Source organism: Olavius algarvensis spirochete endosymbiont (genome assembly GCA_900608495.1).
Lineage (GTDB): Bacteria > Spirochaetota > Spirochaetia > DSM-2461 > DSM-2461 > UBA2779.
In genome coordinates this window covers 1-225 of record UWYT01000177.1, presented here as the reverse complement: position 1 = coordinate 225, position 225 = coordinate 1, and the positions used below count along the sequence as shown (strand labels likewise).

Genomic DNA, 225 nt, shown 5'->3' with positions numbered 1-225 from the left:
TGGAAAAGCCCACGCTCAGAATTCCCAAAACTCCCACGCCGTAATTCTTTGTCTTACCGTGGCTCTTATCAAGCTCGCCCGGGCCATTGGAACTGGCGGAGCTGCTGCTTGCTTCAGCTCTTCCCGGAAGATGATAATCCTTTATCTTCCAGTAGGCATCGCCTCCCCGTCTGGTGGGATAAATCAGACTGGAATCGATAACCGTGGCTATCTTGTATGTAACAA

At 50.7% G+C, this 225-nt stretch carries 1 protein-coding gene; it reads right to left on the bottom strand.

Features of this window, described 5'->3' with window-relative positions; all coding sequences use genetic code 11:
* The coding region (locus S1OALGB6SA_RS10175) for a hypothetical protein (protein WP_195910299.1) at nt 1-225 on the bottom strand (225 nt) is incomplete at both ends.